This is a genomic window from Blastococcus sp. SYSU D00695 (genome assembly GCF_054050555.1).
The window spans coordinates 1-24,067 of sequence record NZ_JBJGZP010000039.1 but is presented as its reverse complement, the minus strand read 5'-3'; the positions used below and the strand labels follow the sequence as shown (position 1 = coordinate 24,067).

Genomic DNA, 24,067 nt, shown 5'->3' with positions numbered 1-24,067 from the left:
GGCCGACGGGCGGGGGCTCGCGGCCGGGGGGCGCGGGCCCAGGGGGCGGGGGCGGCCCGCCCGGGCCCCCCCCCCCCCCCCCCCCCCCCCCCCCCCCCCCCCCCCCCGCCAGGAACACCGCCAGGGCGGCCCGACGGCGCTCATCGGATGTCCTTCCCCGGCGCCGCGGGCTGCTCGACGGTGCTCACGGGGCCGACTCCGCGCCCCGGTCCGCTCCGCGCTGCGATGCGATGCGCCCGAGGCTGTCGTCGACCGGGTAGCCGGCGTCCCAGCCGGTCACCCTCCGCACCGCCTCCAGCGCCAGCACCGAGCACAGCGGGACCACGAGGAAGAACAGCACCTCCTCGACCGGGATGCCGCCGGGCAGCCGGACGTCGAGCGTCAGCGACGGCGAGTAGTCCCAGTGCCCCTGCGCGATCGCGTACAGCACCCAGACGACGAAGACGGTGAACTCGGGCAGCACCGCGACCAGCAGCAACCGCCAGCGGGCGTAGACCCGGACCCGCAGGAACACCTCCAGCGGCGCGGTGACCACGAGGCACCCGGCCAGCAGCGCCAGGTACGTCAGGTGGCCCACGGGATCACCAGCGTCAGAACGCCAGCGCCTGGGCCCGGCGGGTGACCTCGGTGTGCCGGTCGTCGCGCAGGGCCTGCACCGGGGTGCCGGGCAGCGTCTCGTCCTCGCGGAACAGCCACTCGAAGGCCTCCTCGTCCCGGAAGCCGCCGTCCTTGAGGACGGTCAGCAGGCCGGGCAGGTGGCGCAGCACCTGGCCGTCCTGGAGGAAGTCGGCGGGGATGCGGCTGTTCCCGCTGCCGGGCACGGCCATGAGCTTGTACTCGCGCAGCAGCTGGCGGACCCGGTTGGGCGAGACCCCCAGGGCCTGGGCGACCTCCGCGGCGGTGAGCGTCTCCATGGGCTCCGAGCCTATGGCGCGCGCGGGCACCCCTCCCACCCCGGACCCCGGCGCGGCGTCCCGCACGACCTCGCCGCACCGGCCCCGGTACCATCCCCGGCGGGCCGTGACTGGCGCATCGAGGTGGAGCCGACCACCGGGGAGCGGCCCTGCAACCCCGCCGGGCGCCTGGGCACACACTCCGACGACGCCGCGCAGGAGCCCGCCATGAGCGATGCGACACCCCGACTGGCCACCCCCTTCGACGCCGCGGCCGCCAGCACCGCCTACAAGGCCGCGCTGGAGGTCATCGGCTCGGTCGAGCCCCGCGTCGCCGACGCGATCACCAGCGAGCTGGCCGACCAGCGGGCCTCGCTCAAGCTGATCGCCAGCGAGAACTACGCCAGCCCCGCGGTGCTGCTGACCATGGGCAACTGGTTCAGCGACAAGTACGCCGAGGGCACCGTCGGGCACCGCTTCTACGCCGGCTGCCAGAACGTCGACACCGTCGAGGCGCTCGCCGCCGAGCACGCCCGCGCGCTGTTCGGCGCCCCCTACGCCTACGTGCAGCCGCACTCGGGCATCGACGCCAACCTCGTCGCCTTCTGGGCGGTGCTGGCCACCCGCGTCGAGTCCCCCGCCCTGGAGCGGGCCGGCGTCCGGCACGTCAACGACCTGACCGACGAGGACTGGGCGACGCTCCGCCGCGCGCTGGGCGACCAGCGGATGCTCGGCATGAGCCTGGACGCCGGCGGCCACCTCACCCACGGCTTCCGCCCGAACATCAGCGGCAAGATGTTCGCCCAGTCCTCCTACGGCACCGACCCGGCGACCGGCCTGCTGGACTACGACGCCGTCCGCGCCCGGGCCCGCGAGTTCAAGCCGCTGATCATGATGGCCGGCTACTCCGCCTACCCGCGCCGCGTGGACTTCGCCAAGATGCGCGAGATCGCCGACGAGGTGGGCGCCACGCTCGTCGTCGACATGGCCCACTTCGCCGGGCTGGTGGCCGGCAAGGTGCTGACCGGGGACTTCGACCCGGTGCCGCACGCCCACGTCGTCACCAGCACCAGCCACAAGTCGCTGCGCGGCCCGCGCGGCGGTTTCGTCCTCGCCCAGCCCGAGTACGCCGACGCCGTCGACCGCGGCTGCCCGATGGTGCTCGGCGGCCCGCTGCCGCACGTGATGGCCGCGAAGGCCGTCGCGTTCGCCGAGGCCCGCCGCCCGGAGTTCGCCGGCTACGCCCAGGCGGTCGCCGACAACGCGCAGAGCCTGGCCGAGGGCCTGTCCCGGCGCGGCGCGACCCTGGTCACCGGCGGCACCGACAACCACCTGGTGCTCATCGACGTCACCTCCTTCGGGCTGACCGGCAGGCAGGCGGAGTCCGCGCTGCTGGACGCCGGGATCGTGACCAACCGCAACGCCGTCCCGGCCGACCCCAACGGCGCCTGGTACACCTCCGGCGTCCGCATCGGCACCCCGGCGCTGACCAGCCGCGGCTTCGGCGCCGCGGAGTTCGACCGGGTGGCCGAGCTGATCACCGACGTGCTGTCGGCCACCTCGCCCACCGCCACCCGCGACGGCAGCCCGTCCAAGGCCAAGTACGTGATGGACCAGGGGCTGGCGGACAAGACCCGCGCCGCCTCGGCCGAGATGCTCGCCGCGCACCCGCTGTACCCGGGCCTCGACCTGAGCTGACCGGCCCGTCCGGCGACGGCCCTGACGGGCCGGTCAGTGTCCTCCCGCACGGTGCGCGCGGGAGGACACGCCGCGGTGCGCGCGCCCGGCGCCCGGGCCCCGGCGTGGCCGGTGGGACTGCTGGTCCCGCCGGGGCGCGCCCCGGCGCGTGGCGGGCCTGACCAGCGCCTCGCGCTCCTACACTCGACAGCGTGGACACCGCCGTGACCGACCCCGTGGTGGGGCTGGTCCTCGAGGGGCGCTACCGCCTCGAGGAGCGGCTCGCCCGAGGCGGGATGTCCACCGTGTACGCCGCGACCGACCTGCGGCTGGACCGCACCGTCGCGGTCAAGGTGATGGCCGAGCACCTGATGCACGACCCGTCGTTCGTGGAGCGCTTCACCCGCGAGGCACGGGCCGCGGCGATGCTCAGCCACCCGAACGTGGTGAGCGTCAGCGACCAGGGCAGCGACCAGGGCCTGGTGTTCCTGGTCATGGAGCTCGTCCGCGGGCGCACGCTGCGCGACCTGCTGCAGGCCCGCGGCCGGCTCACCGTCGGCGAGGCCTTCGCCGTCCTCGAGCCGGTGCTGGCGGGCCTGGCCGCCGCCCACCGGGCCGGCATCGTGCACCGCGACATCAAGCCGGAGAACGTCCTCATCGGCCACGACGGCGTCGTCAAGGTCGCCGACTTCGGCCTGGCCCGCGCCGTCGTCGGCACCGGGCAGACCAGCCACACCGGCGGCGTGCTCATCGGCACGGTCGCCTACCTGTCCCCCGAGCAGCTCGAGCGCGGCCGGGCCGACGCCCGCAGCGACGTCTACGCCGCCGGCATCGTGCTCTACGAGATGCTCACCGGCCACCCGCCCTTCGGCGGGGACACGCCGCTGGCCGTGGCCTACCAGCACGTCCACCACGACGTGCCGGTGCCGTCGGAGGACGTGCCGGGCCTGGCCTGGCAGGTCGACGAGCTCGTCGCCCGGACCACCCGCCGCGACCCGGTCGTGCGGCCGCTGGACGCCGGCGCGTTCCTGGCCGACCTCGAGGACGTCCGCTCCGACGTCGGCATCCCGCGCGTGCCGGTGCCGACCGGGCGCAGCACCGCCGGGCCGGACACGCTCCGCCCGACCAACCGGCCGACCCGGCCCCGCGCCACCGGCCCGCAGAAGCACCCCAGCTCGCCGGGCGACGGCACCGAGGTGCTCGGCGCCGGCCGGGCCCGCGGATCGCGGACCAGCATGCTGCCGGGCATGGGCGCCGGCCCCACGACCGACGTCGCCGGCGCCCGGCCCGGCCCGCCGCGGCCCCGGCCGGGCGTGCCGGACCACATCCGCCGCCGCCGGGCCCGCCTCGCCGTCGCGATCGTCGTGCTGCTGGCGATCACGGTCGGCGCGGTCGGCTGGTGGTTCGGCTCCGGGCGCTGGACGACGGTCCCCGACCTGGTGGGGCTGGACCAGGACGCCGCGATCGGTCAGCTGCAGGAGGCGGGGCTGGACCCCGACTGCTGCGAGGAGGTCTTCGACGAGGACGTCCCCGCCGGCCAGGTCATCTCCGCCGACCCCGACGGCGGCGACGCGATCCGCGGGACCGACGTCCGCCTGACGGTCTCCAAGGGCCCCGAGCGGTTCCTCGTGGACGCCGCCTGGACCGGGCAGCCGCTCGACGACGTGCTCGCCCAGCTCGAGGGCGTGCCGATCGCGGTCAACCAGGTCCAGGACTACGACGACGACGTCCCGGTCGGGAACGTCACCGGCTTCGACCCCGAGCCGGGGACCCCGATGCCGCGGGACAGCGTGCTCACCGTCTACGTCAGCCGCGGGCCGGCGCCGGTCGCCGTCCCCGCCGTCGTCGGCGTCGCGGCCGACGACGCCCAGGCGACGCTGGAGCAGCTCGGCTTCACCGTGGCGCGCACCACCGGCCGCAGCCCCGACGTGGAGACCGGCGAGGTCATGGCGGTCGACCCCGGCGTCGGCGCCGAGGCCCCGTACGCGAGCACCGTGACCATCCAGGTCTCCGAGGGCCTGCCGCAGATCACCGTCCCCGACGTCACCGGCAAGGACCTGGACGACGCCAAGGCGCAGCTCGAGGCCCTCGGGCTGCGCGTGGAGGTGCAGACCTTCATCGCGGGCTCCACGGTCCGCTACCAGAGCCCCGGCGGCGACGAGGTCGTCGACTGGGGCACGACCGTCCGGCTGCTGGCCGCCTTCTGAGGGAGCACGTGCGCACACCCCGTGTCGCGCCGCCGGTCGGCGCGCACATCCAGATCAAGGGCGGCCTGGCCAAGGGCGGCCTCCCCTACACCGACGCCACCGGCGCCCGCGCCGTACAGGTGTTCGTGGGCAACCCGCGCGGCTGGAAGCTGACCGCCGGCACCCCGGCCCAGGACGCCGCGTTCACCGCCGGCTGCGCCGAGCGCGGGATCCCGTCGTTCGTGCACACGCCGTTCCTGGTCAACGTCGGCTCCCCCACCGAGGCGACCGTCGAGGCGTCGATCGCGAGCATCGCCCACAACCTGGCCCGCGGCGCGGAGCTGGGCTGCGCCGGAGTCGTGGTGCACGCGGGCTCCGCCGTCGGCGAGGACCGGTACGAGGCCGCGCTGCGCCAGCTGCACGAGCGGCTGCTGCCGGTGCTGGACGCCGCGCCCGCCGACGGTCCGCGGCTGCTGATCGAGCCGACCGCCGGCGGGGGGAAGTCGCTCGCGGCCACCGTCGAGGACCTCGGCCCGTACCTCGCGGCGCTGGACATGCACCCGCTGGTCGGCGTCTGCTTCGACACCTGCCACGCCTGGGCCGCCGGTCACGACCTGGCCGCCCCCGGCGGGATGACGGCCACCCTCGACGCGCTGGAGGCCGCCGTCGGCCCCGGCCGGCTGGGCCTGGTGCACGCCAACGACTCCCTCGACGGCTGCGGCTCGAAGCGGGACCGGCACACCACCATCGGCGAGGGCGAGATCGGCGCGGCGCCGTTCGCGGAGCTGCTGGCGCACCCGTCGACGTCGGGCGTCCCGGTCGTCGTCGAGACGCCCAGCGAGGCCGACGGGACGCCGTGGGGCGGGCACGCCCGGGACATCGCGCTGCTGTGCGCGCTCCGCGACGGGACGGCGACCAGCGGGGACGCCGAGGACGACGCCGCCTGAGCCCCGGCGGACCCGCTCCTCTCCTTGGCAGACAGGCAAGGCTGCGCTAACTTAGGGATGCCTTCCCGACTGCCCCCTGGAGCGCGTCCGTGTTCGTCTGCATCTGCCACGCCGTCACCGAGACCGAGCTGGCACAGGTCATCGACGCCGGGGCGCGGACCGAGGAGGCGGTCGGCGACGCCTGTGGCGCCGGGACCGGCTGCGGCAGCTGCCTGGACCGGATCTGCGACCGGATCAGCGCCGTCGACCCGCTGCACGGCCTGCGCGTCACGGCCGACGCCGCCTGACCGAGAACGCCGAAAGCGCAGGTGAGCCTGCCCTCGCGAAGGTCGACCTGAGCGGGTGGCGCCCCCACACCTGCGGCTAGCCTCGTCGCAGCCGCACCCCAGGAGGACCGCCATGCAGGGCGACGCCCGCGTCATCCAGCTGCTCAACGAGCAGCTGACCAGTGAGCTCACCGCGATCAACCAGTACTTCCTGCACGCCAAGATGCAGGAGAACTGGGGCTACAACAAGCTCGCCGCCTACACCCGCAAGGAGTCCATCGAGGAGATGGTCCACGCGGAGCGGCTCACCGACCGCATCCTCTTCCTCGAGGGCCTGCCCAACTACCAGCGGCTGTCGTCGCTGCGCATCGGGCAGACCGTCCGCGAGCAGTTCGAGGCCGACATGGCCATCGAGCTGGAGGTCGTGGAGCGGCTGCGCCCCGCCGCCGCGTACTGCGACGAGGTCGGCGACCGGGTCACCAAGGCCCTGTTCGAGGAGATCCTCGGCAACGAGGAGGAGCACATCGACTACCTCGAGACGCAGCTGCACCTGATGGACACGATCGGCGAGCAGCTCTACCTCGCGGGGCAGATCGAGCACCCCACCACCGGCGCGCACTGACGCACCCGCCACGACGGGCCCGCACTCCCCCGGGGTGCGGGCCCGTCGCCGTCCCGGCGGGTCAGCCCGCGCCGGCGACGGGAGCAGGTGTGCAGATGTCCACCGCATCCGCGCCCGATGACGTGGACAACTGCACAACGGGGCCCGGCAGCCCCGGGACTCAGCGGCCGATCAGCCGACCGACGACCGCGGCCGCGCGCTCGATGCCGGCCCGGTCGACGTCGAGGTGGGTCACCAGCCGGATCCGGCGGGGGCTGACCCGCGAGACGAGCACGCCCTCGGCCCGGGCCGCCTCGGCGACCACCGGCGCCGCGACGTCGTCCAGCACCACCATGTTGGTCTCGACGGTCGCGGGGTCCACACCCAGCAGCTCGGCGAGCAGCCGCGCGTTCTCGTGGTCCTCCCCCAGCCGGGGCAGGTGGTGGTCGAGCGCGTGGGTGCAGGCCGCAGCGAGCACACCCACCTGGCGCATGCCGCCGCCCAGCCGCTTGCGCCACAGCCGGGCGGTGGCGATCCGATCGGCCGAGGAGACCAGCACCGACCCCACCGGCGCCCCCAGGCCCTTGGAGAAGCAGACCGAGGCCGTGTCGGCCAGCCGGCCGTAGGTCGCGAGGTCCACGCCGGAGGCGACGGAGGCGTTCCAGATGCGCGCCCCGTCGAGGTGGACGGCGACACCGGCCTCGCGGGACCAGGCGAACAGCCGCTCGAGCTCGGCCAGCGGCTGCACCCGGCCGAACCCGCGGTTGTGCGTGTTCTCCACGGCGATCGCGGCGGTGGCCGTGAGGTGCCAGTCGTCGCGCGGGCGCACCTGGGCGATCAGCGCCTCGGCGTCGAGCAGCCCCCGGTCGGAGACGACCGTGCGGGTGGAGATGCCGAAGACGGCGGCCGCGGCACCCATCTCGTAGGTGACCACGTGCGCGTCGGCGTCGCAGAGCACCTCCTGGCCCGGCTCGCAGACCAGGCGCATGCCGATCTGGTTGCCCATCGTCCCCGAGGGCACGAACAGCGCCGCCTCGTGGCCGAACATCGCCGCCACCCGCTCCTCGAGCGCGGTGACCGCCGGGTCCTCGCCGTAGACGTCGTCGCCGACCTCGGCCTCGGCCATCGCCCGGCGCATCCCGGTCGTCGGCCGGGTGACGGTGTCCGAGCGGAGGTCGATCACGGGCCCGGTCTCAGCCCCGCAGCATCTCGGCGACGAGGAACGCCAGCTCCAGCGACTGGCCGGTGTTCAGCCGGGGGTCGCAGGCGGTCTCGTACCGGCTGTTGAGGTCCTCGTCGCTGATCTCCATCGCGCCGCCCAGGCACTCGGTGACGTCCTCGCCGGTGAGCTCCACGTGGATGCCGCCCGGCCAGGTGCCCAGCGCCCGGTGCACGTCGAAGAAGCCGAGCACCTCGTCGACCACCCGGTCGAAGTGGCGGGTCTTGTAGCCGGTGGAGGACTCGTGGGTGTTGCCGTGCATCGGGTCGCACTGCCACACCACCGTGTGCCCGCTGGCGGTGACCTTCTCCACGATCGCCGGCAGGACGTCGCGGATCTTCCCGTTGCCCATCCGGCTGATCAGCGTGAGCCGGCCGGGGACCCCCTCGGGGTCGAGCCGCTCGACGAGCTCGACGGCCTGCTCGGGCGTCGTCGTCGGCCCGATCTTGACGCCGATGGGGTTCGCGATGCGGGAGAAGAACTCGACGTGCGCGCCGTCCAGCTGGCGGGTGCGCTCGCCGATCCACACGAAGTGCGCCGAGGCGGCGTAGGCGCGACCCTCGTGCACGCGGGTCAGCGCGCGCTCGTAGTCCAGGATCAGCCCCTCGTGGCTGTTGAACAGCTCCACCCCGCGCAGCGCGTCGGAGTCGATGCCGCAGGCCTTCATGAAGGCCAGCGCCCGGTCGATCTCGCGGGCGATGACCTCGTAGCGGACACCGGCCGGGGAGGTGGCGACGAAGTCCTTGTTCCAGTCGTGCACGGCGTGCAGGTCGGCCAGGCCACCGCGGGCGTAGGCGCGGATCATGTTCATCGCCGCCGCCGAGTTGGCGTAGGCGCGCACCAGCCGGTTGGGGTCGGGGATGCGCTGCTCCAGCACCGGCTCCAGCGAGTTGACCATGTCGCCCCGGTAGGAGGGCAGGCCGAGCGCGTCGGTGTTCGAGCTGCGCGGCTTGGCGTACTGGCCGGCCACCCGGCCGACCTTGACCACCGGGACGCTCGCACCGTAGGTGAGGACGACGGCCATCTGCAGCAGCGTCCGGGTGGTGCTCTGCAGATGCGGCTCGGTGTTCAGGTCGAAGGTCTCGGCGCAGTCCCCGCCCTGCAGCAGGAACGCCCGGCCCTGCGCGACCTCGGCCAGCTGCGCCCGCAGGTGGTCGACCTCGCTGGGCGCCACGATCGGCGGCACCGTCGACAGGGTGCCCAGCACGGTGTCCAGCGCTGCGCGGTCGGGCCACTCGGGCTGCTGGGCGGCGGGCAGCTCCCGCCACCGGTCCAGGTCGGGGACCAGCTCAGCAGGCTCGATCAGGCTCACGGCCCCAGGATACGTGGGCGGTTCCGCCGCCCCGGGCACTCGCACCTGCGGGGCCCGTCAGCCGAAGAACACCTCCGCCTCGGCGTAGCGCTCCAGCGGCACCAGCTTGAGCCGGGCGGTGGCCTCGCCGATCGGCACCCGCACGATCGCCGTTCCGCGCAGCGCCACCATCACGCCGGTCGCGCCCTCGCGCACGGCGTCGACGGCGGCCAGGCCGAACCGCGTGGCCAGCACCCGGTCGAACTGCGAGGGCGTACCGCCGCGCTGGACGTGCCCCAGCACCACCGCGCGCGCCTCCCGGCCGGTGCGCTCCTCGACGACGGCGGCCAGCGCGGCGCCGATGCCGCCGAGCCGGACGTGCCCGAACGCGTCGGTCTGGCCGGTGGAGGTCACCAGGTCACCGTCCGCGGGCCGGGCGCCCTCGGAGACGACGACGATCGGGGAGAAGCCGGACTCGAACCGGTGCCGGCAGTGCGCCACGACGGCGTCGACGTCGAAGGGCCGCTCGGGCACCAGCACCACAGTCGCGCCGCCGGCCATGCCCGCGTGCAGCGCGATCCACCCGGCGTGCCGGCCCATGACCTCCACGACCAGCGTGCGGTGGTGGCTGTCGCCGGTGGTGTGCAGCCGGTCGATGGCCTCCATGGCCACGCCGACGGCCGTGTCGAAGCCGAAGGTGTAGTCCGTGCCCTCGAGGTCGTTGTCGATCGTCTTCGGGACGCCGACGACCTGCACGCCGGTGCCGGCGGCCAGCCGCGCGGCGACCCCGAGGGTGTCCTCACCGCCGATGGGGACCAGGGCGTCGACGCCCGTCCGCTGCAGGGTGTCGCGCAGCCGCCGCTCGCCGTCCTCGACGGCGTAGGGGTTGGTGCGGGAGGTGCCCAGCACCGTCCCGCCCCGCGGCAGCAGCCCCCGGACGGCGGCGAGGTCGAGCGGCACCGCGTCGCCGTCGAGGACGCCGCGCCAGCCGTCCCGGAACCCCACCACCTCGTCGCCGAGGCCGGTGGCCTTGCGGACCACGGCACGGATGACCGCGTTGAGCCCGGGGCAGTCGCCGCCGCCGGTCAGGACCCCGATGCGCATGGGCACCTCCGCGATGGTCGTCGCCGCCCATCCAACCGCACCTCAGCGGTGCGCGGCCTCGATCGCCCGCCACCGGGCCAGGTTGTAGCGGGCGTCGACCAGCGCGTCGTGCGTGCCGGCCGGCTTGGGCGGGAGCGGCGGCTGGCCGGCGTCGTCCCAACGCTGGCGCAGCTCGCGGGTCAGGCGCGGGATGGCGCGGGGCAGCGCGGTCATCGGGCCCCACAGCTGGGCGAGCGCGACGTGGTCGTAGGCGGCGAACCAGGCCCACAGCTCGACCTCCTCGCCGGGCCCGGTGAGGAAGGAGAGCAGGTCCTCGCGGATCCGCTGCCGGCTGCGCCAGGCCCGGTCCGACGGCGGCGGCAGCTGGTCGAGCACGTTGCGCCGCACCCACGGGATCGCCCGCCGGTCGTCGAACTCGGTGCTGACGGCGTAGAACTCCCGGCCGGTCTCGTCGACGACCCCGATGGAGACCAGGTCGATCGTCGTCCCGTCCTCGATGAACTCCGTGTCGTAGAAGAAGCGCCGCACGGTCAGTCGCCCCGCCCCGGGCCGTCGTGCGGTGGCGCCGGCTCCTCCCAGCTGTCCCGGACGGCGACGGCCTCCACCTCGACGAGCTGGTCCGGCCAGCCGAGCACGGTGACGCCGACCAGGGTGCTCGGCGCGTCGTGGTCCCCGAACGCGGCCCGCACGACCTCCCAGGCGGCGAGGAGGTCCGCGCGGTCGGTGGTCGCCACGTACACCGTCGTCCGCAGCACGTCGCCCAGGCCCGCGCCGGCCGCCTCCAGGGTGGCGGCCAGGTTCGCCATGACCCGGCGGGCCTGCCCGGCGACGTCGCCGACGGCGACGGTGGCCCCGTCGGCGTCCAGCGGGCAGGCGCCGGCGGTGTAGACGGTGCGCCCGGGGTCGGTGACGGCCGCGTACGCGTAGGGCACGGTGCCGCTCAGACCGGGCGGGCGGACGAGCTCGATGCCGGAGGCCACCGCCCGATCCTGCGGCACGGCCGGTCCGCTGTCGTGCGGGGGGCCCGCGGCACGCCTGCGCGCCCCCGGGACCGCCGATAGGTTCGCCGGCATGCCGGTACTCGCCATCGACGCAGGGACGACCGGGGTCACCGCGCTGGTCGTGGGGTCCGACGGCGGCGTCCTGTCCCGCGGGTACCGCGAGTTCGCCCAGCTGTTCCCGCGCCCGGGCTGGGTGGAGCACGAGCCCGAGGACATCTGGACGGCGACGCTGGCCGCCTGCCGCGCGGCGCTGGCCGGCAGCGACGAGCCGCCGACGTGCGTGGGCCTGACCGACCAGCGCGAGACCGCCGTCGTCTGGGACCGCCGCACCGGCCGGTCCCCGCGGCCGGCGATCGTCTGGCAGGACCGGCGCACCACCGGCGTCTGCGACCGGCTGCGCGACGCCGGGCACGAGCCGCGGGTCGCCGAGCTCACCGGGCTGCGGCTGGACCCGTACTTCACCGGCACGAAGTACGCGTGGCTGGCCACCGAGGAACCCCGCCTGTGGGACGACGTCCGCGGCGGGTCGCTGGTGCTGGGGACGGTCGACTCCTACCTGGTGCACCGGCTCACCGGCGGGGCCGCGCACGTCACCGACCCGAGCAACGCCAGCCGCACCCTGCTCTACGACCTGGCCGCCGGCGACTGGTCCGACGAGCTGTGCGAGCTGTTCGACGTGCCGCGCTCGGCGCTGCCGGAGCTGGTGCCGAGCTCCGGCGTCGTCGGCACGACCGACCCCGACGCCTTCCTGGGGCTGGCGCTGCCGGTGGCCGGGATCGCCGGGGACCAGCAGGCCGCGCTGTTCGGGCAGGCCTGCTACTCCCCCGGCGACTCCAAGTGCACCTACGGCACCGGCTCGTTCGTGCTGACCAACACCGGGCCGACGCCGGTGCGCTCGGCGGCCGGCCTGCTCACCACGGTGGCCTGGGACGTCGGCGACGGGCTGGTCTACGCGCTGGAGGGGGCGGTGTTCGTGACCGGCGCGGCGGTGCAGTGGCTGCGCGACGGACTGGGCCTCATCGACTCCGCCGCCGAGGTCGAGGGCCTGGCCCGGACCGTGCCCGACTCCGGCGACGTCGTCTTCGTCCCCGCCCTGACCGGCATGGGCGCCCCGCACTGGGACCCGCACGCCCGCGGCGCGATCCTCGGCCTCACCCGCGGCACCACGCGGGCGCACCTCGCGCGGGCCACGCTCGAGGCCATCGCGTTCGAGGTGCGCGACGTCGTCGACGTCATGGTCTCCGAGGCCGGCCTCCAGGTGCCGGAGCTGTCGGCCGACGGCGGGGCCAGCGCGAACGACCTGCTGCTGCAACTGCAGGCCGACCAGCTGGGGGTCCCGGTGCGCCGGCCGCGGGTCACGGAGACGACGGCGCTGGGCGCGGCGTTCCTGGCGGGCCTGGGCACCGGCGTGTGGGGCGGGCAGCAGGAACTGGCCGCCACGTGGGCGCTGGACCGACGGTTCGACCCGGAGCCGGGCCGCCGCGACGACGGCCGGCACGACCGCTGGCGCGACGCCGTCGGCCGCGCCGGCCGCTGGACCGGCTGAACCGTCGTCCGGGTGCGGGCGCGGCCGGTCACACGGCGGTGACCGGCGCCTTCTCCTCGGTGCCGTGGACCTGCCGGGCCCGCGCGGCCCGCCGCCGGTCCAGCCAGGACATGACCGGTCCGGCCGTGACGCCGTGCAGGACGACCGACCCGAGGACGACGAGGACGACCACCCGCCACAGCTGCTCGGCGCCCGGGAACTCGGCCTCCTCCAGGCCGTAGGCGAGGTAGTACAGGGAGCCGACCCCGCGGACGCCGAAGAAGGCGATGGCGTTGCGCTCCCAACGCCCGGTCCCGGCGCCCAACTGGGCCACCCAGCCGGTCAGCGGCCGGACCAGCAGCAGGAACAGCGCGGCGAGGACGACCTCGGTCCACGCCAACCCGGCGAGCACGCCCCGGGCGACCGCGCCGCCGACCAGCACGAGGACGACAACGGTGAGCAGCCGCTCGAGCTGCTCGACGTAGGCGTGCAGCACCTGGTGCCGGCCGTGCGCCCGCTCCCCCGCACGGAGGGTGCAAGCGCCGACGAACACCGCCACGAACCCGTAGCCGCCGACCAGCTCGGCCAGGCCGTACGCCAGCGCGATGCCGGCCAGGGCGATGAAGCCCTCCGCGCGCTCGGCCAGCCCCACCCGCTCGGCCGGGCGGGAGAGGAACACCGCCCGCAGCCCCCAGCCGACGGCGACGCCGGTGCCCACCCCGGCCACCAGCCGCCACCCGACGTCGACCAGCAGCCACTCCCCCAGCCAGCCCCCCGGGGCCAGGCCCACACCGGCCACGGCGATGGCGGCGTAGGTGAAGGGGAAGGCCAGCCCGTCGTTCAACCCGGCCTCGGAGGTCAGCGCGAAGCGGGCCTCGTCCTCGCTCTCGACGTCCTCGGTCGGCTCGGCCACCTGCACCTCGCTGGCCAGGACCGGATCGGTGGGAGCCAGCGCGGCGGCCAGCAGCAGCGCGGCGGCGGCGCCCAGGCCGAGCAGCCAGCTCCCCAGCAAGGCCACGGCCAGGACCGTCAGCGGCATCGTCACGGCGAGCAGCCGCCACGTGGTCGACCAGCGCCGCCAGCCCAGCGGCCGGTCCAGCGCCAGCCCCGCGCCCATCAGCGAGACGAGGACGACGACCTCGGTGAGGTGCACCGTGACCGGCCCGTGGGCGAGCGGGTCCGGCGAGGGCAGGTCCTCGGCCAGCGCGAACGCCAGCACCCCGAGCCCCACGAAGACCATCGGCATGGACAGCGGGGCCCGGCTGAGCGCGCGCGGGAGGAAGGCCGCCAGGAGCGTCGCGCCCCCCGCCACGGCGTACGCCACCCCGGTGGGGTCCAGCTCCATCGCCCCAGTGTGTGCGGCCGCCCCTGTCCCGGCGCGTCGAGCGGCCGGCCCGCTCCCGCGCTGGTCGACCGGCCGGTCGCGCGTCAGCCGGCGAGGGTCTCCGGTGCGCGGTCGGCGGCCTCGCTCGGCGGCGGCTGCAGCCGGCTGACCGCCTCCGAGGCGCTCACCCCGGTCGTGTCCATGGACTTCTTGACCTGGGCGCCGTAGACGTCGACGTACTCCTGGCCCGACAGCGTCATGACCTCGTACATGATCTCGTCGGTGATGGACCGCTCGACGAAGCGGTCCCCCGCCAGCCCCTCGTAGCGGGAGAAGTCCAGCGGGCGGCCGATCCTCACGCACACCGCGGGCAGGCGCCGGCCGATCAGGGGGATGCTGCGCTTGCGGTAGGTCATCGCGACCGGGACCACGGGCACCCCGGTCTCCAGCGCCATGCGGGCGACGCCGATCTTGCCGCGGTACAGCCGCCCGTCCGGGGAGCGCGTGCCCTCGGGGTAGATGCCCAGCAACTTGCCGTCGTGCAGGATGCGGACGCCGGTGCGGATGGCGTCCTCGGCGGCCGAGGCGCTGGACCGGTCGATGGGCACCTGGCCGGCACCGGAGAAGAACGCCCGCTGCAGGAAGCCCTTCACGCCGGTCCCGGTGAAGTACTCGGCCTTGGCGAGGAAGGTGACGCGGCGGCGCAGCTGCAGCGGCATGAAGATCCAGTCCGCGGCCGACAGGTGGTTGCTCGCGAGGATGGCCGCACCGGTCCGCGGCACGTTCTCCACGCCCTCGGCCCGCGGCCGGAAGACGAGCGTGACCCACGGCCCGATCGCCACGAACTTGAGGAACCAGTAGAACAACACGCCTCCCTCGCCGAGCTGCAAGACTAGGGAGCCGCGCGGCGGAAGGACAATCCGCCCGCTGCCGTACCGCGACCGCCGTCCGCCGGCCGGCGCCGCACCCGGAGCCGAGGAGTGCCGTGCCGCCCACCGTGCCCCCCACCGGGTCGTCGCCCGGGATCCCCGGGACCTCCGCCCGGCCTCCCGCCGCGCCCGCCGGCGGCGCCGCCGTCGTCCCCGGGGCGGAGCCGTTCGCGTTCCCGGGCGGCCCGGCGGGCGGGGGCACCGGCGTGCTGCTGGTGCACGGCTTCACCGGGTCGCCGTTCAGCATGCGGCCGTGGGGCGAGCACCTGGCCGCCGAGGGCTTCGCGGTGCGCGGCCCCCTGCTGCCCGGCCACGGCACCATCTGGCAGGACTGCAACCTCAGCACCGAGGAGGACTGGGTGCGGGCCGTGTCCGGCGCCCTCGACGAGCTGCGCGCCGAGTGCGACCGGGTGGTCGTCGCCGGGCTGTCGATGGGCGGGACGCTGGCGGTCCGGCTGGCCGAGCTGCGCCCCGACGACGTCGCGGCCCTCGTGCTGGTCAACCCCTCGCTGCTGACCGAGCGGCTCGACGCGAAGCTGCTGCCGCTGCTGGCCCGGCTCACGCCGCGGTGGAAGGCGATCGCCAACGACGTCAAGAAGCCCGGCGTCGACGAGCGCGCCTACACCACCCTGCCGACCCGCGCGGTGCTGGGCCTGCGCCGGCTGTGGACGGCGACCCGGGCCGACCTCGCGCGGGTGAGCGCGCCGCTGCTGGTCTTCCGCAGCGTCACCGACCACGTCGTGGAGCCGGCCTCGGTCCGGGTGCTGCTCGCCGGCGTCTCCAGCGCCGACACGACCGAGGTCCTGCTCGAGGACAGCTACCACGTCGCCACGCTGGACAACGACGCCCCGCGGGTCTTCGCCGAGTCGGTGGCCTGGATCCGCGAGCGCGTCCCCGCGACCGGGGCGGACGCGTGACCACCCCGCGGCGCGGCCGGCGCGACAACGGCCTGGACGCGGCCCTGTGGTCCCCGCTGCGCGACGTGGACCCGCGGGTCGGCGAGCACCTGCTCGACGTCCTGCGCGAGGCGGGCATCGCCGCCTACCTGGAGCCGGCCACCGACGTCGGCCCGTACACGCGCACGGTGTTCCTGCCCAGCCCCCCGAGCGACCGGCTGTTCGTCGACCGCGCCCGGGTGCGGGAGGGCCGGGAGCTGGTGGAGCAGCACGGGGACGAGCACGCTCCCCCGCCGGCGCGGAGCCCGGCGCCCGAGCGGCGGCCGGCGCGCCGGGACCTGGACGAGGACGCCGAGTGGGCGCGGATCGTCTCGGCGTTCGAGGCCGAGAACGGCCGGGTCGTGGTCGAGCGCGGCCCCGCCGGGCACGAACCGCCCGCGCCGCCCGCGCCGCCCGCGCCGCACGAGCTGCCGGTGCTCGACCGGCCCGACGAGCACTACGAGCCCCCGCCGCCGCCCCCGGTGGGGATCCCGTCGCCGCACTCGCTGTACGCCACGCTGCTGATCGCGGCGGGTGCGCTGTTCATCATCGCCCCGTCGGCGGTCGGACTGTCCCTGGACGCGGGCCTCGTGCTGGGCGTGGCCGCCGTCGTCGCCGGCGTCTCCCTGCTGGTGTCGCGGATGCGCGAGCGCTCGGTGGACGACGGCGACGACGGGGCGGTCGTCTAGGCAGCGGGCGGTCGTCCAGGCGGCGCGCCCCGGTCACCCCTCGGCGACCGGGCCCGGGGACGGCGCCGCCGGCGACGCGCGGACCAGGTCCGCGGCACCGACCAGGCCGGCCTGCGCCCCGAGCGCGGCGGCGACGACCTCCGGTCCCGGCCGGAAGCCGCGGCCCGGCAGCGTCCGCTGCAGCCGCTCCCGCGCCGGGCCCAGCACCGCCTCGCCGAGCACGCCGACCCCGCCGCCGATGACGACGACGTCGGGGTCCAGCACGGCGGCCAGGTCGGCGATGCCCTGCCCCAGCCAAGCCCCCAGCTCGGCGATGAGCTCGCGGGCCAGCGCGTCACCGTCCGCGGCGGCCGCGGCGACGACCTCGCCGGTCAGGTCCTCCACCCGGCCCGACACCCGCTCGAGCAGGCCGGCGGCGGCCGCCCGGGAGCTGACGGCCACCTCGCGCGCGGCCTGCGCCAGCGCGGTGCCGCTGGCGTACTGCTCCCAGCACCCGCGGTTGCCGCAGGCGCACAGCCGGCCGTCGGGCACCACCCGCATGTGCCCCCACTCCCCCGCGACGCCGTGGGCGCCGCGCTGCAGGCGGCCGCCGAGGACGATGCCGCCGCCGATCCCGGTGCCCAGCGTGATCATCAGCGCCAGCTCCGCCCCGCGGGCGGCACCGAAGCGGTACTCGGCCCAGGCCGCGGCGTCGGCGTCGTTGCCGACCCACAGCGGCAGCGTCAGCCGCCGGTCCAGGTCCCGGCGCAGCGCGGTGTTGCGCCAGGCCAGGTGCGGGCTGAACAGCACCGTGTCGCCGGAGCGGTCGAACCAGCCGGCCGCCCCGACCCCCACGCCGACCGGGGGGACGGCCGCCCCGGCGGTGAGCTCCTCGACCACCGCCACGATCGCGTCCTCGGTCTCGGCCGGGGACGCGCCGGGGGTGTCGCGCCGGGCGGTGCGCAGGACGGAGCCGTCGGCGGTGACCAGCCCCCCGGCGACCTTCGTGCCGCCGATGTCCACGCCGACCGCCGTCGGGCCCACCTCAGGCGATCTCGATGTGCTGCACCACCGGGCCGGCGGGGCCCGGCGGCACGTCGGCGGCCGGCGCCGTGGGCCGGTCGGTCGCCCCGGGCCGGTCGGTCGCTCCCGGCTCGGGGACCAGACCCCGCAGGGCCGACGCGGCGGCGGTGAGGACGTCGGCCAGCGCCGCCGTCACCTCCGGCCGCTCGCCGCGCAGCACCGCGACCGCCTGGCACAGCGGGCACCAGCGGCAGTCGCCGCGGTGGGCGCCGTCCGCCCCGCCGTCCGCCCCGCCGGTGCTGCCGGCCGGCGCGGCGGCCAGCGACTGCCCGAGCCCGGCGACCAGGCGCCGCGCCTGGTCCAGCCAGTCCTCCGCCGTGGTCATGCGGTGCTCCCCTCGGCGGCCAGCAGGTCGGCCGGCCACTGCTGCGGATCGGGTGCGAAGTCGACGTGCAGCCGCGCCTGCGCGGTGCCGGGGTCGACCAGCGAGCCCCCGGTCACGACGCAGCGGCGCAGCAGCGGGTCCAGCCGCAGCGAGCGCCGCGTGCCGGCCACGGTGAGCACCAGGTCGTCGTCCCACCGGGTCAGCTCCAGCTCGCCCCGCCGGGCGTGCGGCAGCGGGACGGCGAGCCGCCAGCCGCCCGCCACCCGGACCGGCGCGGGTACCGGGACGGGGGCGGCGTCGCGCTCCTCCCCGGGGAGGGCGGCGAGCTCGTCGGCGTCCCGCGGGGCGGTCGCCAGCTCCGGCACGGCGACCACGGGCGCGAGGGCACGCAGCCCGGCGAGGGCACGCTCCTGCTCGGCGGCGCGCTCGGCCCACCACCCCCGCGGGCCGCCGTCCGGCAGCACCCGCGCGTGCACCGCGACCGGGGACTGCCCGTGCAGCGCCAGGGCGGGGACGGCGGCGCGGACGGCGTCGACGTCGGCCGGGCGCGCCTGGGTCACCAGCCGGACCTGCGTCCGCGCCGGGTCGGCGAGCTGGACCGCGTCCAGCAGCCGCTCGAGGGCCGGCACCGCCGCCAGGGCGGCGTCCACCGGCCCGCTGCGGACAGCACCGGACCGGACGGCGGCGGTGCGGACGGCGCCGAGCATCCGCAGCCGGGTCGGCAGCACCTGCCCCAGCCACCACCGCAGGGCGCCGGGCAGGGACAGCAGCGCGAGGGCGGCGTCGAGCGGGCCGGCGTCGACCACGACGACGTCCACGCCCGGGTCGGCCTCGGCCCGGGCGAGCTCGGCCAGCAGCGCCACGTCACCGGCGCCGGGCGGCGCGACCACCGAGCTGGCCGGCGGCAGCGCGAGGTCGGGCAGCGCCGCCGACAGCGCGGGACCGGCCGCCGACCAGAGCCCCTCGAACGCCCGCTGCGGGTCGGCGGTCACCACGCGCAGCCCCGCGACGCCCGTCACCGGCAGGGGCCGCCGGGACAGCAGGACGGCGGTGCGGCCCGCCCGCGCGGCGCGGACGGCGAGCGCCGCGGCCAGCGTCGAGGACCCGGCACCACCGGGACCGGTGACCAGGGTGGTGGGCACCGGGTCAGCCCTCGACGCGCTTCTTGAGCTCCTTGAGCGCCGTGTCGAGGATGACCTTCTCGGCCTTGCGCTTGATCATCCCGAGCATCGGGATCGAGAGGTCGATGGTGATGGCGTAGGTGACCTCGGTGCTTCCGCCGGTCTCGACCAGCGTGTAGGAGCCCTCCTGGCGCTTCTGCATCTGCCCGCGGACCAGCCGCCACGAGACGCGACGGTCGCCCTCCCACGTGTAGTCCAGGACGTAGTCGTCCTTGACCGCCCCCGCGTCGAGCACGAAGTGCACCTGCTTGGCCCGCCCGTCGGGGCCGGCCTCGAGGACCTCCACCCGCTTGGCGGCTGCCACCCAGGTCGGATAGGCGTCGAAGTCGGCGATCACCGCCATCACATCCGCGGCGGGCGCGTCGACGACGATCGACTGGGTGGACTGGTCGGCCATGCCGAGCAGGCTAGCCGCTCCGGGTCCCGCGGCCCCGCGAGCCGCCCGCTTCGGCTACTCACCGGTAGTGACCTGCGGCTAGATTTGCGTGCCAGGCGTTCCCACCGGGACCGGCCGGGCGACGGTGCCCGAGGCGTGGTGCGGGAGAGAGGACCAGGCGTGCGCGAGTTCAGCGTCCCGGCGACCACCGAGGTCGGTCCCGACGAGGCCCTGCCCGACATGCTGGCGGAGAACGTCGCCGAGCACGGTGACGAGGTGGGCCTGCGCGTCCAGCGGTCCGGCCGGTGGGTGGACGTGACCTGGCGCGAGTTCGGCGAGCAGGTGCGCGGCGTCGCCAAGGGGCTGGTCGCCGCCGGCGTCCAGGCCGGGGACCGGGTCGCCCTGCAGGCCAGGACCCGCTACGAGTGGACGGTCGTCGACTACGCCGTGTGGACCGCGGGGGCCGTCGTCGTCCCGGTCTACGAGACCTCCAGCCCGGACCAGGTGGCGTGGATCCTCGCCGACTCCGGCGCGACCGCCATGATCGTGGAGAAGGGCGAGCACGCGGCCGCGGTCGACTCCGTCCGCGAGCAGGCACCCGACCTCGGGCCCGTGTACGTGATCGAGGACGACGCCCTGGGCACGCTCACCGCCGCCGGCGCGGAGGTCCCCGACAGCGAGCTCGACGCGCGGCGGGCCACGCTCACCGCCGACAGCCTGGCCACGCTGATCTACACCAGCGGCACCACCGGCCGGCCCAAGGGCTGCGAGCTCACCCACCGCAACTTCCTCTTCGAGGTCGGCAACGGCATGAGCCTGCTCGACCGGTTCATGAGCCCGCAGGGCTCGCTGCTGCTGTTCATCCCGCTCGCGCACGTGCTCGCCCGCGTCCTGCAGGTCGGGGCGGTCCGGACCCGCACCGTCATCGGCCACACCCCGGACGTGAAGAACCTGGTCGAGGACCTGGGCGCGTTCCGGCCGACGTTCGTGCTCGCCGTCCCCCGCGTGTTCGAGAAGGTCTTCAACCAGGCCAAGGCGAAGGCCGAGGGCGAGGGCAAGGGCAAGATCTTCGACCGCGCCGCCCAGGTGGCCATCGACTGGTCGCGGGCCCAGGACACCGGCGGCCCCGGCCTGGCGCTGCGCGCCCAGCACGCGCTGTTCGACAAGCTGGTCTACGGCAGGCTGCGCGCCGCCCTCGGCGGCCGGTGCCTGGGCGCCGTGTCCGGCGGGGCACCGCTCGGCGAGCGGCTGGGGCACTTCTTCCGCGGCGTCGGCGTCACCGTGTTCGAGGGCTACGGCCTGACCGAGACGACGGCGGCGGCGGCGGTCAACCACGACGACGCGCTGCGCATCGGCACCGTCGGCCGGCCGCTGCCCGGCGTCGGCTTCGCGATCGCCGACGACGGCGAGGTCCTCATCCGCGGCGGCGTGGTGATGCGCGGCTACTGGCGCAACGAGGCGGCCACCGCGGAGGCGATCGACGCCGACGGCTGGTTCCACTCCGGCGACCTGGGCGAGCTCGACGCCGACGGCTTCGTCCGGATCACCGGTCGCAAGAAGGAGATCCTGGTGACCGCGGGCGGCAAGAACGTCGCCCCCGCCGTCCTCGAGGACCGGCTGCGCGCGCACCGGCTGGTGAGCCAGTGCATCGTCGTCGGCGACCGGCGGCCCTTCATCGGCGCGCTGGTCACCCTCGACGAGGAGGCGCTGCCCCAGTGGCTGGAGTCGAAGGGGAAGTCGCCCGACACGAAGCTCGACGAGCTGGTCGACGACCCGGACGTGCGCGCCGAGATCGACGCCGCGGTGGCCGACGCCAACAAGGCCGTGTCGCAGGCCGAGGCGATCAAGAGGTACCGGGTGCTGGCGACCGACTTCACCGAGGACAACGGGATGCTCACCCCCAGCCTCAAGCTGAAGCGCAACGTGGTCCTCGCGGAGTACGACGCCGAGGTGGAGTCGCTCTACGGCAGGGACCCCGCCGAGCGGAGCAGCTGACGCCTCACCCGGAGAGCAGCTCCGCGAAGGTCCCCGCGATCGTCGTCCAGGACCAGCGCTGCTCGACCCAGGCGCGGCCGGCGCGGCCCATCGCCCGCGCCCGCGCCGGGTCGTCGAGCAGGTCGGCCACCGTGTCGGCGACGGCCGCCGGCGAGCGCGGGTCGGGCACGACGCGGCCGGTCACGCCGTCCTGCACGGCCTCCGGTGCGCCGCCGGAGGTCCCGGCGACGACGGGCAGGCCGCAGGCGGCCGCCTCCAGGTAGACCATCCCGAGCCCCTCGACGTCCAGCCCACCGCGCCGGGTGCGGCAGGGCATCGCGAACACGTCGCCGGCGGCGTAGTGCCGGGGCAGCTGCTCCGGCGGCACCGGGCCGGTGAGGACGACCGAGCCGCCCAGCCCCCGGGCGTCCACCGCCCGCCGGAGCGCGGCCTCCTGCGGTCCGCCGCCGACGAGCAGCAGGCGGGCGCGGGGGTGGCGGGCGCGCACCCGCGCCCAGCCGGCGACCAGCACGTCCTGGCCCTTGCGGTGCACGAGCCGGGACACGCAGACGACGACCGGGTCCTCCCCCAGCCCGTACCGCTCCCGCACCGCGGTGCCGTCCACGTCCGGGGAGAACGCCTCGACGTCCACGCCCGGCGACAGCTGGGCCAGCCGGCCCCGGCCGGCCAGCGCCGGCGCCAGCCGCCCCCGGGTGTAGTCGCTGATGTAGGTGAGCACGTCGAGCTCCCCGGCGATGCGGCGCACAAGCTGCCGGCCGCCGGGGACGGCGACCCAGCCGGTCTCGTGCCCGTGGGTGATGCCGACCTGGCGGCGGACCCCGGCGGCGCGCAGAGCCGGGGCGAGCAGCCCGAGCGGGGCGGCCGCCCCGTACACCGCCGTGTCGCAGCCGTACCGCCGGACCAGGTCGACGGCGGCGCGGGCGGTGGCGCGGGTGGGCAGCAGCATGCCGGTGGGCCGGCGGACCACCGGGTAGGGCAGCGCGGCGTCGTGGGCCTCCCAGCCGGCCGAGCGCGAGGCCAGCACGACGACCGACTCCGGCGGCCGGCGGGCCAGCAGCGCCGCGACGAACGTCTGGATGCCGCCCTGGCGGGGCGGGAAGTCGTTGGTGACGACGAGCGTGCGGCTCACCGGTCCGCCCGCAGGTCCGCAGCGCGCTGCCAGTCGCGGGCGAAGGCGATGCGCTCGGCCGAGGTCGGGTGCGACCCGAACCACCACTGCCAGGCGGCCGGCGGGTCGGGGGCGGAGAGGTTGGTGGAGGCGAGCCGCTGCTGCATGGCGACGAACGCCGCGGCGTCCCCGGTGAGGTCGAGGGCGTGCAGGTCCGCGCGGGCCTCCACCTGACGCGACACCAGGTTGCGCACCGGCGCGGCGACCAGCGTCGCGACCGCGATCAGCAGGAGGACGACGGGCACCACCCGCGGGTCGCCGGGCGACTCGGCCCCGGCCCGGCGCAGCAGCGGCGTCCAGGTCAGCAGCCAGCCCAGGGCGGCCACCGCGCCGGCGGCGCCCAGCGCCCCCATCAGCGTGCCGGTGAGGACGTCGTCGTCGGCCACGTGACCCAGCTCGTGGGCGACGATCGACTCGATCTCGGCGTCGGGCAGCTGGTCGAGGATCGTGTCGTACAGGACGATCCGGCGCGTGCCGCCGAAGCCGGAGACGTAGGCGTTGAGCGACGTCGTCCGCCGTGAGGCGTCGGAGACCAGCACGTCCTCGACCGGGGTGCCGTTCTCCTCCGCCAGCTGGAGGAGGTCGGTGCGCAGCTGCCCGGCGGGCAGCGGCTGGAAGTCGTTGAACGCGGGCTCGACGAGGACCGGGTACAGGAACGAGCCGACGACGACGAGGGCGGCCGCGGCACCGGACGCCCACGCCCACCAGGTCCGCGGCGCCCGACGCACCAGCCAGAACAGGACGAGCAGGCCCAGCGCCGTGAGCGCCGCGTCGATGGCGAGGGAGACCACGACGTCGCGCGCCCACAGCGGCCAGCTGCGCGTGGACAGCCCGTAGCGGTGGCGGACCACCTCGCCGTAGACGCTGACGGGCAGGGTGACCAGCCGGCCGACGGCCATCAGCGCGACCGTGCCGAGCAGCACCTGCCAGACCCAGCCACCGCCCAGGGGCCGCGCCACCGCGCGGACCAGCCGCGGGCCCAGCCGGGTCAGCCCGAGCACGGCCGACGCCGCCAGCGACAGCAGCAGCCCGGTCAGCGACGCCGGGCGGATGGCCGCGGCGAACGCCTCCGCCCGCTGGACCAGCGCGGCGGGCAGCCCGGCGCCCGGGTCGGGCGGGGTCGGTCCCCCGGGGAGGTCGGGCAGCAGGGTCCACGGCGTGCGCAGCGCGATGACCAGGACGAGTCCCCCACCGAGCACGACCGCGGCCAGCAGCGCGGCCCGGCGGGCGGACACGGACCCGAGCTTAGGAGCAGTCGGGGGGGGGGGGGGGGGGGGGGGGGGGGGGGGGGGGGGGGGGGGGGGGGGGGGGGGGGGGGGGGGGGGGGGGGGGGGGGGGGGGGGGGGGGGGGGGGGGGGGGGGGGGGGGGGGGG

The 24,067-nt window shown here is 76.0% G+C and carries 24 protein-coding genes and 1 riboswitch; of the genes, 9 read left to right on the top strand and 15 right to left on the bottom strand.

The genetic code is table 11. From position 1 onward, the window contains the following. Positions 1-184: 184 nt before the first annotated feature. Together ACI781_RS17990 and ACI781_RS17985 are read right to left on the bottom strand one after the other, a co-directional pair. The gene (locus ACI781_RS17990) at positions 185-577 is read right to left on the bottom strand and encodes a lycopene cyclase domain-containing protein (protein ID WP_456567499.1); all 393 of its coding nucleotides are present in this window, start codon (positions 575-577) and stop codon (positions 185-187) included. A gap of 13 nt (positions 578-590) precedes the next feature. Then, positions 591-914, bottom strand: coding sequence for an Rv2175c family DNA-binding protein (locus ACI781_RS17985; RefSeq protein ID WP_456567498.1), 324 nt, complete (start codon positions 912-914; stop codon positions 591-593). A 96-nt stretch (positions 915-1,010) separates the two neighbouring features. Continuing rightward, positions 1,011-1,095, top strand: a riboswitch (ZMP/ZTP riboswitch). Between the two features lie 26 nt (positions 1,096-1,121). Between ACI781_RS17985 and ACI781_RS17980 the strand changes: the two genes are divergently transcribed. The 5 genes from ACI781_RS17980 (at position 1,122) to bfr (ending at position 6,591) form a co-directional block, all read left to right on the top strand. Continuing rightward, positions 1,122-2,591 carry a glycine hydroxymethyltransferase gene (locus tag ACI781_RS17980; RefSeq protein WP_456567497.1) on the top strand — a complete coding sequence of 490 codons (1,470 nt, stop codon included), beginning with the start codon at positions 1,122-1,124 and terminating at the stop codon, positions 2,589-2,591. 191 nt (positions 2,592-2,782) lie between these two features. Then, the gene (pknB, locus tag ACI781_RS17975) at positions 2,783-4,777 is read left to right on the top strand and encodes a Stk1 family PASTA domain-containing Ser/Thr kinase (RefSeq protein ID WP_456567496.1); all 1,995 of its coding nucleotides are present in this window, start codon (positions 2,783-2,785) and stop codon (positions 4,775-4,777) included. A gap of 8 nt (positions 4,778-4,785) precedes the next feature. Continuing rightward, the gene (locus ACI781_RS17970; RefSeq protein ID WP_456567495.1) at positions 4,786-5,703 is read left to right on the top strand and encodes a deoxyribonuclease IV; all 918 of its coding nucleotides are present in this window, start codon (positions 4,786-4,788) and stop codon (positions 5,701-5,703) included. An 89-nt stretch (positions 5,704-5,792) separates the two neighbouring features. Further along, positions 5,793-5,990 carry a (2Fe-2S)-binding protein gene (locus ACI781_RS17965; RefSeq protein ID WP_456567494.1) on the top strand — a complete coding sequence of 66 codons (198 nt, stop codon included), beginning with the start codon at positions 5,793-5,795 and terminating at the stop codon, positions 5,988-5,990. 112 nt (positions 5,991-6,102) lie between these two features. Continuing rightward, positions 6,103-6,591: a bacterioferritin gene (gene bfr / locus ACI781_RS17960; protein ID WP_456567493.1), complete on the top strand. Its 489-nt coding sequence runs from the start codon at positions 6,103-6,105 to the stop codon at positions 6,589-6,591. 160 nt (positions 6,592-6,751) lie between these two features. Here the strand turns inward: bfr and ACI781_RS17955 are convergent, their stop codons facing one another. Genes ACI781_RS17955 through ACI781_RS17935 form a run of 5 tightly spaced genes read right to left on the bottom strand, consistent with a single transcriptional unit; the run spans position 6,752 to position 11,164 of the window. Further along, positions 6,752-7,753 carry a threonine aldolase family protein gene (locus ACI781_RS17955; RefSeq protein WP_456567492.1) on the bottom strand — a complete coding sequence of 334 codons (1,002 nt, stop codon included), beginning with the start codon at positions 7,751-7,753 and terminating at the stop codon, positions 6,752-6,754. Positions 7,754-7,763: 10 nt separating this feature from the next. Beyond that, positions 7,764-9,101 (bottom strand): class II 3-deoxy-7-phosphoheptulonate synthase, encoded by a 1,338-nt coding sequence (locus ACI781_RS17950; protein ID WP_456567491.1) that lies wholly within the window; start codon positions 9,099-9,101, stop codon positions 7,764-7,766. A 57-nt stretch (positions 9,102-9,158) separates the two neighbouring features. Then, a complete protein-coding gene (locus ACI781_RS17945; protein ID WP_456567490.1) occupies positions 9,159-10,184 on the bottom strand; it encodes a 6-phosphofructokinase in 1,026 nt (341 codons plus the stop codon). 42 nt (positions 10,185-10,226) lie between these two features. Continuing rightward, positions 10,227-10,712 (bottom strand): polyadenylate-specific 3'-exoribonuclease AS, encoded by a 486-nt coding sequence (locus tag ACI781_RS17940; protein WP_456567489.1) that lies wholly within the window; start codon positions 10,710-10,712, stop codon positions 10,227-10,229. Between the two features lie 2 nt (positions 10,713-10,714). Beyond that, the gene (locus ACI781_RS17935; protein ID WP_456567488.1) at positions 10,715-11,164 is read right to left on the bottom strand and encodes a RidA family protein; all 450 of its coding nucleotides are present in this window, start codon (positions 11,162-11,164) and stop codon (positions 10,715-10,717) included. 91 nt (positions 11,165-11,255) lie between these two features. Here ACI781_RS17935 and glpK point away from each other — a divergent pair, with 91 nt between their 5' ends. Further along, entirely contained in the window at positions 11,256-12,731 is a 1,476-nt protein-coding gene (glpK, locus tag ACI781_RS17930; RefSeq protein WP_456567487.1) for a glycerol kinase GlpK, read from the top strand. 28 nt (positions 12,732-12,759) lie between these two features. Here the strand turns inward: glpK and ACI781_RS17925 are convergent, their stop codons facing one another. After that, a complete protein-coding gene (locus ACI781_RS17925; protein ID WP_456567486.1) occupies positions 12,760-14,055 on the bottom strand; it encodes a cation:proton antiporter domain-containing protein in 1,296 nt (431 codons plus the stop codon). 83 nt (positions 14,056-14,138) lie between these two features. Then, positions 14,139-14,903 carry a lysophospholipid acyltransferase family protein gene (locus ACI781_RS17920; RefSeq protein WP_456567485.1) on the bottom strand — a complete coding sequence of 255 codons (765 nt, stop codon included), beginning with the start codon at positions 14,901-14,903 and terminating at the stop codon, positions 14,139-14,141. Positions 14,904-15,019: 116 nt separating this feature from the next. Here ACI781_RS17920 and ACI781_RS17915 point away from each other — a divergent pair, with 116 nt between their 5' ends. Further along, positions 15,020-15,880, top strand: coding sequence for an alpha/beta hydrolase (locus ACI781_RS17915; RefSeq protein WP_456567484.1), 861 nt, complete (start codon positions 15,020-15,022; stop codon positions 15,878-15,880). Next, on the top strand, positions 15,877-16,587 hold the full coding sequence (locus tag ACI781_RS17910; protein WP_456567483.1) for a hypothetical protein: 711 nt from the start codon (positions 15,877-15,879) through the stop codon (positions 16,585-16,587). Before ACI781_RS17915 ends, ACI781_RS17910 begins: the two co-directional genes overlap by 4 nt. Positions 16,588-16,620: 33 nt before the next feature. On the opposite strand, the gene ACI781_RS17905 is transcribed toward ACI781_RS17910, so the two are convergent. The 4 genes from ACI781_RS17905 to ACI781_RS17890 are packed head-to-tail and all read right to left on the bottom strand — an operon-like array spanning position 16,621 to position 19,552. Continuing rightward, positions 16,621-17,610 (bottom strand): ROK family protein, encoded by a 990-nt coding sequence (locus tag ACI781_RS17905; protein ID WP_456567482.1) that lies wholly within the window; start codon positions 17,608-17,610, stop codon positions 16,621-16,623. A gap of 1 nt (position 17,611) precedes the next feature. After that, positions 17,612-17,974: a hypothetical protein gene (locus ACI781_RS17900; protein ID WP_456567481.1), complete on the bottom strand. Its 363-nt coding sequence runs from the start codon at positions 17,972-17,974 to the stop codon at positions 17,612-17,614. Then, positions 17,971-19,116, bottom strand: a complete 1,146-nt coding sequence (locus ACI781_RS17895; RefSeq protein ID WP_456567480.1) for an ArsA-related P-loop ATPase — start codon at positions 19,114-19,116, stop codon at positions 17,971-17,973. The genes ACI781_RS17900 and ACI781_RS17895 overlap by 4 nt, the downstream gene beginning before the upstream one ends. Before the next feature lie 4 nt (positions 19,117-19,120). Further along, on the bottom strand, positions 19,121-19,552 hold the full coding sequence (locus ACI781_RS17890; RefSeq protein WP_456567479.1) for an SRPBCC family protein: 432 nt from the start codon (positions 19,550-19,552) through the stop codon (positions 19,121-19,123). Between the two features lie 159 nt (positions 19,553-19,711). Between ACI781_RS17890 and ACI781_RS17885 the strand changes: the two genes are divergently transcribed. Next, positions 19,712-21,526 (top strand): AMP-dependent synthetase/ligase, encoded by a 1,815-nt coding sequence (locus tag ACI781_RS17885; protein ID WP_456567478.1) that lies wholly within the window; start codon positions 19,712-19,714, stop codon positions 21,524-21,526. A gap of 4 nt (positions 21,527-21,530) precedes the next feature. On the opposite strand, the gene ACI781_RS17880 is transcribed toward ACI781_RS17885, so the two are convergent. After that, the gene (locus ACI781_RS17880; RefSeq protein WP_456567477.1) at positions 21,531-22,655 is read right to left on the bottom strand and encodes a glycosyltransferase family 4 protein; all 1,125 of its coding nucleotides are present in this window, start codon (positions 22,653-22,655) and stop codon (positions 21,531-21,533) included. Beyond that, the gene (locus ACI781_RS17875; protein ID WP_456567476.1) at positions 22,652-23,929 is read right to left on the bottom strand and encodes a M48 family metallopeptidase; all 1,278 of its coding nucleotides are present in this window, start codon (positions 23,927-23,929) and stop codon (positions 22,652-22,654) included. Before ACI781_RS17875 ends, ACI781_RS17880 begins: the two co-directional genes overlap by 4 nt. Positions 23,930-24,067: the final 138 nt, after the last annotated feature.

Excerpts from the sequence above, each read along its gene's own strand:
- ACI781_RS17985 (WP_456567498.1), bottom strand. The coding sequence starts at position 914 with ATGGAGACGCTCACCGCCGCGGAGGTCGCCCAGGCCCTGGGGGTCTCG.
- ACI781_RS17980 (WP_456567497.1), top strand. The coding sequence starts at position 1,122 with ATGAGCGATGCGACACCCCGACTGGCCACCCCCTTCGACGCCGCGGCC.
- bfr (WP_456567493.1), top strand. The coding sequence starts at position 6,103 with ATGCAGGGCGACGCCCGCGTCATCCAGCTGCTCAACGAGCAGCTGACC.
- ACI781_RS17945 (WP_456567490.1), bottom strand. The coding sequence starts at position 10,184 with ATGCGCATCGGGGTCCTGACCGGCGGCGGCGACTGCCCCGGGCTCAAC.
- glpK (WP_456567487.1), top strand. The coding sequence starts at position 11,256 with ATGCCGGTACTCGCCATCGACGCAGGGACGACCGGGGTCACCGCGCTG.
- ACI781_RS17925 (WP_456567486.1), bottom strand. The coding sequence starts at position 14,055 with ATGGAGCTGGACCCCACCGGGGTGGCGTACGCCGTGGCGGGGGGCGCG.
- ACI781_RS17900 (WP_456567481.1), bottom strand. The coding sequence starts at position 17,974 with ATGACCACGGCGGAGGACTGGCTGGACCAGGCGCGGCGCCTGGTCGCC.
- ACI781_RS17890 (WP_456567479.1), bottom strand. The coding sequence starts at position 19,552 with ATGGCCGACCAGTCCACCCAGTCGATCGTCGTCGACGCGCCCGCCGCG.